The sequence below is a fragment of the Paraburkholderia sp. SG-MS1 genome (genome assembly GCF_012275575.1).
In the GTDB taxonomy this organism is placed as follows: Bacteria; Pseudomonadota; Gammaproteobacteria; order Burkholderiales; family Burkholderiaceae; genus Paraburkholderia.
This window is the reverse complement of record NZ_NPIH01000116.1, coordinates 1-7,597: the sequence shown is the minus strand read 5'-3', so window position 1 is coordinate 7,597 and position 7,597 is coordinate 1. Positions and strand designations below refer to the sequence as shown.

The 7,597-nt window shown below is 61.5% G+C and carries 5 protein-coding genes and 1 pseudogene; 3 read left to right on the top strand and 3 right to left on the bottom strand.

The genetic code is table 11. The annotated features are described in order from the left end of the window. Nucleotides 1-1,008 (top strand): annotated as a pseudogene (locus CIC12_RS08785) (hypothetical protein); the annotation flags it as partial. Between the two features lie 167 nt (nucleotides 1,009-1,175). On the opposite strand, the gene CIC12_RS08780 reads toward CIC12_RS08785, so the two are convergent. The 3 genes from CIC12_RS08780 to CIC12_RS08770 all read right to left on the bottom strand — a co-directional run bounded on the left by CIC12_RS08780 (nucleotide 1,176) and on the right by CIC12_RS08770 (nucleotide 2,376). Continuing rightward, nucleotides 1,176-1,409 (bottom strand): SymE family type I addiction module toxin, encoded by a 234-nt coding sequence (locus tag CIC12_RS08780; protein WP_168663739.1) that lies wholly within the window; start codon nucleotides 1,407-1,409, stop codon nucleotides 1,176-1,178. A gap of 74 nt (nucleotides 1,410-1,483) precedes the next feature. Then, a complete protein-coding gene (locus tag CIC12_RS08775) occupies nucleotides 1,484-1,972 on the bottom strand; it encodes a hypothetical protein (protein WP_168663738.1) in 489 nt (162 codons plus the stop codon). Between the two features lie 14 nt (nucleotides 1,973-1,986). Continuing rightward, nucleotides 1,987-2,376: a helix-turn-helix domain-containing protein gene (locus CIC12_RS08770; protein WP_342030513.1), complete on the bottom strand. Its 390-nt coding sequence runs from the start codon at nucleotides 2,374-2,376 to the stop codon at nucleotides 1,987-1,989. Nucleotides 2,377-2,510: 134 nt separating this feature from the next. Between CIC12_RS08770 and CIC12_RS08765 the strand changes: the two genes are divergently transcribed. Both CIC12_RS08765 and xerC read left to right on the top strand, forming a co-directional pair. Continuing rightward, a complete protein-coding gene (locus CIC12_RS08765; protein ID WP_168663736.1) occupies nucleotides 2,511-5,558 on the top strand; it encodes a CHC2 zinc finger domain-containing protein in 3,048 nt (1,015 codons plus the stop codon). Further along, nucleotides 5,545-6,678, top strand: a complete 1,134-nt coding sequence (gene xerC / locus CIC12_RS08760; protein ID WP_168663735.1) for a site-specific tyrosine recombinase XerC — start codon at nucleotides 5,545-5,547, stop codon at nucleotides 6,676-6,678. The genes CIC12_RS08765 and xerC overlap by 14 nt, the downstream gene beginning before the upstream one ends. Nucleotides 6,679-7,597 lie beyond the last annotated feature (919 nt).

Genomic DNA, 7,597 nt, shown 5'->3' with positions numbered 1-7,597 from the left:
TGGGATGAGGGGGGGACTAACAGAACAGCGCTGCACATCGCGGGTGGAGCATTGATGGGTGGGCTTGGTGGCGGCAGTGTGTTCAGCACGGTTGGCGGCGCAGCGGGCGCTGGATTATCGGCAGTGCTGGCGCCGCAACTGGATAGTCTGTCCAGGGGAATTGCGGAGAGTACCGGCTCGACACTGCTGGGCAATCTGGCTTCGAACGTGCTGGCGTCCGCCGGCGGTGCGCTCGTGGGCGGTTCGGCAGGGGCGTCCACGGCAGCCAATGCGGATCTGTATAACCGGCAGTTGCATGCGAAGGAAAAGACGCTTGCGCAAGAGCTGGCCGATGAAAGCGGCGGCAAGTACACCGAGCAGCAGATCGAGGAGCAGATGGCGCAGATGAATCTGGCAACAAGCGGCCAGACGGAATCGGGCGGTGTGCGGGTGGCGGTCGGGGATCAGCCCAACGATGGAACGGGCTGGACGCCGTACGGCGTGAACCAGGCTGGACAGCAGGTGTGGGCGCAAAGCCTTGGTGCGGGCGATCCCAATTTACAGGCGTACATTCTGAGCGGTGCACAGGGCAGCGGTCTGACGTATCAGGCGACGACGACTGGCTCGAATCCGGGGCTGTTCCGGTTGCCGGACTTTGTGAACTTCCAGGTGGATTACTTCGTGGGTAGTGTGTGGGGAACGTTCACACGGGATGGGAATGCGTTCTTCGGTACGGGCGTAAATATGGCGCTTCCGAATCCGGTTCAAGCATCAGCTAGCATTACTGCTGGATGGCTTAATCAATCCAGCGTTGCACCAGGCCAGACGAATAACTTCGCCGGGGGCTATGCTGGTGGCATGTCTGCCGCTTATGGCATATTTGGTGCTGGCATTATGAACTCGCCGGGCAATGGGACCGCGACAGTTATTGGCGTTGGTGGTGGAGTGAGCGCAGGCAAGAACACCAATATTGGCGGCACTGGAGGTGGGTATAGCAGTGACCAGGGCAAAACAAGAATGGGGTGGTAACTATGGTTGGTATTCCTGGCTCAACGCCTAAAACAAGAGGCCAGAAAATAGTGGGTGCGGTTGTCTTCACGGCGCTGATGAGCTTCATCGCGTACGTGGTGGTAAAGAATATCTTCTTTAGCTGAAACAACAGACCCGGCCTTGCGCCGGGTCTGTTGTTTATGGGGTCATTCAGTCCGCGTGATGACGAGTCGTCCGAACTGGACCTCGATCCTCACGCGCTGTCCGGGCGGGAAGCCGGCCTGCTCAAGCCACTTGCCGGCAATGCGCAGCCAGGGGAAGAAGGTAGGTGTACGCCAGTCCCTGCCGGGTTTGGGTGAGGGTCGCCAGCGCATGAGCTGCTGGACGGTGGCGTGGCGCTCGGGATGAGCAGGCAATGCATTAAGATTGGCGTCAGCCATAGTCAACTCCTTCGGTGAGTTGGTTGTGGTCAGCGGGCCGTGAGTGCTGGTAACACTCACGGCCCGCGCTTCGTTTACGCGGTGCTGCGCTCGGTGCGTCGCCGCCTGAGCGGTTCGAGAAGCTGTTCGGTCATGGCGAGCAGGAAGAAGCCCCAGACGAGGGCGGCATAGCACCAGAAGCTGTCAAGGTTCCTGAGCCAGATGAACTGCGAGGAGCCAAAGATGCCGAGCAGCGCAAACGCAAAAAGGATGGCTGAGACGTATGGAAAAAGTACCCATCTCCAGCGATAGTAAATCTCCTTGTGTATCTCGCCGATGAGGGCGTAGGCGAAAGCGGCAAAGCCACCAGACCAGAGGGCCTTCAAGGCAAAGATTCCGAAAAAGAGCCAGGTCTGTGTGCTCCTCGGCACATCATCGGGAATGTCGAGCACGATGGCGCCATCCAGCGTGATCTGCGGGCCTGTAGCCAGAAAATAGGCGACGACAAGCATGGGCCAGGCGAGGATCTTGGAGAGGTCCTGAAGGCTTTTTACATCGGTGAGCTTGGGCATCAAATCGGTCATGCGGCTTCTCTTCTCTAGCGGCTGCGTGCCGGGCTGCGCCGGCTGGTTACGTTGCGGGTTTCGGCTGAGCGCAGCGAGTCCCAGCGCCTCGTCTGGTACTTGATGATGAGGCTCTCCACGACTTCCTTGATGACGGCGCGTTCCTCGTCGGAGAGCTGGCTCACGGCTTCGAACTGCAAGGCGAGATCATCGGACGGTGCTCGTTCTCCCTCCTCAAAAAGTAACCAGTCAGTGGAGATCGCAAAGGTTCTTGCGATCTTGCGCAGCGCTTCGGCTGACGGTTCCGAAGAACCGGCCTCGTAGCGCTTGATCTGCTGGACGTGGATACCAGTGGCATCGGCCAGGCCCTGCTGTGTCAGGCCCTTGTCCTTGCGTAGAGAAATCAGGCGGGCGGAAAAACTCATCGCGGCGAACTCGATATGGAATGACGCCATGATGGTAAGCCTCCGATTTGCTGCGTCCTGATGGTTGAAACATTTTAGGTACTAAAATAGTATACGTAAAGTATCTTGACAGGTTTTAGCCGGAAGGACGATTCATGCCGCGTATCCCCGAAGCCGAGCTGGACAGACTGAAGCGCGAAGTGTCGCTGGTGCGGCTGATCGAGTCGCAGGGACACGAGCTGAAAAAGCGCGGCAGGGATTGGGTGATGCGCTGCGTGTTCCATGAAGAGGACACGCCAAGCCTGTCGGTGTCGGAGGCGAAGAACGTGTACCACTGCTTTGGCTGCAACGCGTCGGGCACGGTGCTGGACTGGGTGATGAAAACCCAGGGGGTCTCATTGCCGCATGCGGTGCAGTTGCTGAGGAACGATGCGCCGCTCGCGGGTGCGCAGAAAGTGGGCGTGAACCGCTCGCAGGCGCGGCACCTGCCCTCTTTAGCTGCGGGTTCTGATGAAGCGGTGCTGCTGCGCGAGGTGGCCGACACGTATCACGCGACGCTCAAGCAGAGCCCGGAGGCGCAGGCGTATCTGGTGCAGCGCGGGCTGGTGCATGGTGAGCTGATCGATACGTTCCGGCTGGGCTATGCGAACAAGAGCCTGACGTACCGGTTGCCGCCGGGGTACGCGAAGGAAGGCCGCGAGGTACGAGAAAAGCTCCAGCGTGTGGGCGTGTACCGGGCATCGGGCCATGAGCATCTGAACGGGTGTCTGGTCGTGCCGGTGATGGATCTGGACATGGGCGATGGGGTGGTCAACGTCAGGCAGATGTACGGGCGGCGGATTGCGCCGGGTCACAAGATACCGGCGGGTCAGCCGAAGCACCTGTATCTGTCGCTGCCGCTGGCCGGAGTGTGGAACGAGGTGGCGCTGGTTGCCAGCCGTGAAGTGATCGTGTGCGAGGCGCTGATCGATGCGATGACGTTCTGGTGTGCGGGATATCGCAATGTGATCGCGACGTATGGGGTGAACGGGTTCACGGCGGATCACTGGGCGGCGCTGAAGCGGCACGGTACTGAGCGGGTGTGGATCGCATACGACCGAGATGACGCGGGCAATGCGGCGGCGGAAAAGCTCGGCACGGAGTTGCGCGAGGCAGGTATCGAGACGTGGCGTGTGCTGTTCCCGAAGGGGATGGACGCGAACGACTACGCGCGGAAGGTTGCGCCGGCGCAAAAGAGTCTGGGCGTGCTGCTGCAACAGGCTGAATGGATTGGCAAGGGCAAGCGGTCAGCGGTTGCGGCGTTGGCCGATCCGCTGTCTGTTGAAAAAGTGGATGACGTTAAACTGGCCTCCTCTTTAGCTGCTATTGCTGCGGTTGCCGAACCGGGTACGCCAGCCGTAGCGGAAGCGACTACAGAAGATGCGCAGCCCGCGCCGGTGGAAGAGCCCGACGTGAAGCAGACCGAAGGCGGCGAACTGCTGTTCACGTTCGGCGAGCGGGTGTGGCGCATCCGCGGCTGGCAGAAGAACCTCGGACCGGAGCAGATGCGCGTGAACGCGCAGGTGCGGCGCGGCGATTCGTACCACGTCGATACGCTCGATGTGTACAGCGCGAAGGCTCGGGGGCTATACCTGAAGACGGCGTCGATTGAGCTGGGCAATCAGGAAGAGACGTTGAAACGCGATCTCGGTCGCGTGCTGCTGAAGCTTGAAGCGTTGCAGGACGAAGCGATGCAGGCGACGCTCGCGCCGAAAGAAACGGGCGTGACGCTCGATGCGGTGGAACAGGCGGCGGCGCTGGACTGGCTGAAGGCACCGGACCTGATTGCGCGGCTGGAAGCGGACATGGCGCGTTGCGGTGTGGTGGGCGAGGCGACGAACCTGCTGGCCGGGTATCTGTCGGCGGTGTCGCGCAAGCTCGATGCGCCGCTGGCGGTGCTGATCCAGTCGAGTAGCGCGGCGGGCAAGAGCTCACTCATGGATGCGGTGCTGGACCTGATGCCGGATGAGGAGCGCATCCAGTACAGCGCGATGACCGGGCAGAGCCTGTTCTACCTGGGCGAGACGGACCTGCAACATAAGATCCTGGCGATTGCCGAAGAGGAAGGCGTACGGCAGGCGGCGTATGCGCTGAAGCTGCTGCAAAGCGACGGCGAACTGACGATTGCCTCGACGGGCAAGGATGAGGCGACAGGCAACCTGGTGACGAAGCAGTACCGCGTGAAAGGACCGGTGATGCTCATGTTGACGACGACGGCGATCGACGTCGACGAGGAATTACTGAACCGGTGTCTGGTGCTGACGATCAACGAGAGCCGCGAGCAGACACGCGAGATTCACGTTCGGCAGCGGATGAAGCAGACGCTCGAAGGCCTGCTGGCCGAGACGGACCGGCAGCACATTGTTGAACTGCATCGCAACGCGCAGCGGCTGCTCAAACCGGTGCATGTCGTGAATCCCTACGCGGAGCAGCTAACGTTCATGGACAACAGGACGCGCATGCGGCGCGACCACATGAAGTACCTGACGCTGATCCGCTCGATTGCGCTGCTGCATCAGTACCAGCGGCCACACAGGAACATCACGCATCGCGGCGAGGCGCTGACCTACATCGAAGTGACGAAGGACGATATTGCGCTGGCGAACCGGATCGCGCATGAAGTGCTGGGGCGCACGCTCGATGAATTGCCGCCGCAGACGCGGCGGCTGCTGACGCTGGTTCAGGCGTGGGTCAATGAGCGGTGTTCAGCCACGGCGCAGAAGCAGAGTGAGTTCCGCTTTACGCGGCGTGACGTGCGCGAGGCGACGAGCTGGGGGGACACGCAACTGAAGGTGCATCTTGCACGGCTGGTGGAGCTTGAATACGTGATCGCGCATCGTGGTTTGCGTGGGCTCACGCATGAATATGAGCTGCGCTATGACGGCGTGGACGATGGCCGGCCGCATCTGATGGGGCTGCTTGAGCTGCAAACACTGGACAACGATGCAGACCGGTCGGGGCAGAACGGAAAGCGGTCGGGGTCCGGTCGGGGTGTAGTCGGTGCCCGGTCGGGGATGGCCGGTCAGGTTCAAAGCCCTATGGCACAAGGCGAAGGCGGCGAACCGGTCGGGGTAAACGCAAACGCGTATATCGGAGAAAACGCACACGCCCCTTCTTTAGCCCGCGTTGTTGATGTTGAAGGTGGCCGTCATGGTCAGGCCTAAATCGAAAGTGCCGCTGCCGGTAATTGGCCCGGTGGATGATCCGCACAGCCTGTATCACCAGATGCGGCAGTACCTTGAGTGGCAGCGGGTGCGCAACTACAGCGCGCGCACGGTGACGAACCGGGAAAACAACCTGCGGCTGTTCATTACGTGGTGCGACGAGCGCGGCGTGGCGCAGCCGCAGGAAGTAACGCGGCCGATCCTCGAGCGGTATCAGCGGTATCTGTTCCTGTACCGTAAACCGAACGGCGAAGCGCTCTCGGGCGGCAGTCAGGTCAAGCGTCTTGAGCCGATACGCGGCTGGTTCCGGTGGCTGGTGCGGCAGAACCGGATACTGTCGAACCCGGCGGCTGATCTGGAGATGCCGCGTATGGAGAAGCGTCTGCCGAAACACATCCTGAGCGCAGAGGAAGCCGAGCGGATACTGAATGTGCCCGATGTGACGAGCGCGATGGGGTTGCGTGATCGCGCGATGCTGGAAACGTTGTACAGCACGGGCGTGCGGCGCTCGGAGCTCGTCGCGCTGAAGGTTCACGACATCGACTTCGACCGGGGCACGCTGATGGTTCGCCAGGGCAAGGGCAAGCGTGACCGGCTGATACCGATCGGCACGCGTGCGCTGGCGTGGATCAGGAAGTATCTGAACGAGGCGCGTCCGCAGCTCATGATGGGTGATGATGACCGGACGCTGTATCTGACGATCCACGGTGAAGCGGTGGATATCAACACGCTGGGGCGGCTGGTGAACGGGTACATCAGGCAGTCGGGGCTGGAGAAGAGCGGTTCGTGTCACCTGTTCCGTCACACGATGGCCACGCTGATGCTGGAGAACGGAGCCGATGTGCGGTTCGTGCAGGCGATGCTCGGTCATGCGGACCTGAAGACGACGCAGATCTATACGCATGTTGCGATCCGTGCGTTGAAGGAGATCCATACGGCGACGCACCCGGCGAGACTGGAGCGCGTGAGTGATACGCAGAAGGAAAAGGTCACGCGGCTGCGCAAGCACGAATACAGTGAATTCAGCCGCAACCTGTTCGGGATGGCGGAAGCACGAAAGCCATCACCGGTGGAGGCGACGGTGGCCGACGAGATGCAGCGCAATCCAGAAGAACGATAAAGGCATGTGCGGCCCTGCGGCCGTAAACCTGGAGGGCCGGGGGTAAATCGCCTGTCCCTGCGGGCCAGCCGATTGAACATAACGCTGTGAAATTAGCAACGGTTGGCGGGCCGGCATCGCTCCACCTGTCTCCTCTGCCGGCCCGCCAACCGTTGCTAATTTGCGTTATGTCTGGCGCCCCCGGCCCGCCGGGTGCGCGTTGCGCACAAGAGTAAGTCAGGGCCATAAACCGGCCATGAACCTGGTGCACGAACACATCAATGCATGGCGCTGCGCGCAAAGTAAAAGTCAGGGGCCGCGTGGCGGCCAGTCAATGGTGTGAGCCCCGCCCGCCCAGGCCGTCTGCTGCGCGCGGGCTGCGGCCGCGTTGCGGCCTTCGCGCCGTGCTCGCAGCCGTCCTTCCCGTCCGCCCCCGTGGGGCTCCCTCAATGTGCCGTTACTGCGTAACGGAAAACAACTCCACACACAAAAGCAGAAGCGTGCTTCGCATGCGGTGCAAGCCGCCATGTCGTCTTGCACCGCATGTCCGAGCGTAGAACCCGGGTGGCCGTCAAGGCTACCCTTCGGCGCGCGTTGCGCGGCCTTGACGGGTTCGGCGCTGGGGTGGCGCACGAAGGCTTGCGCGGTTCTGGCGCAGTGGGACACGAGCGCCCTGTTCCGCCGGGTTTGCCGTCGCGCTGCGCGCGCCGTCAAACCCGGCGGGACGATGATGCGTGCAGGCGTGACACTCCTTAACAAAGGCGGAACGCGTTGCTGGCAGACTTGCGTCTTAAGGCCAGAAACCGCGTCGGGGCAAAAAAGTGCAGGCTCTGATGCGTGTCAGGCAAAAACCATTTGCAGGTGCTGGATGCGTCAGGGAAAACTGTCGATCGACAACGGCGGACGTGTCGGGTGCAAGCGTCTGGGATGAGGGGGGGAC

Bases quoted from the DNA above. Each gene is read 5' to 3' on its own strand.
- CIC12_RS08775 (WP_168663738.1), bottom strand. From the start codon at position 1,972: ATGACCGATTTGATGCCCAAGCTCACCGATGTAAAAAGCCTTCAGGAC.
- CIC12_RS08770 (WP_342030513.1), bottom strand. From the start codon at position 2,376: ATGAGTTTTTCCGCCCGCCTGATTTCTCTACGCAAGGACAAGGGCCTG.
- xerC (WP_168663735.1), top strand. From the start codon at position 5,545: ATGGTCAGGCCTAAATCGAAAGTGCCGCTGCCGGTAATTGGCCCGGTG.
- CIC12_RS08780 (WP_168663739.1), bottom strand. From the start codon at position 1,409: ATGGCTGACGCCAATCTTAATGCATTGCCTGCTCATCCCGAGCGCCAC.
- CIC12_RS08765 (WP_168663736.1), top strand. From the start codon at position 2,511: ATGCCGCGTATCCCCGAAGCCGAGCTGGACAGACTGAAGCGCGAAGTG.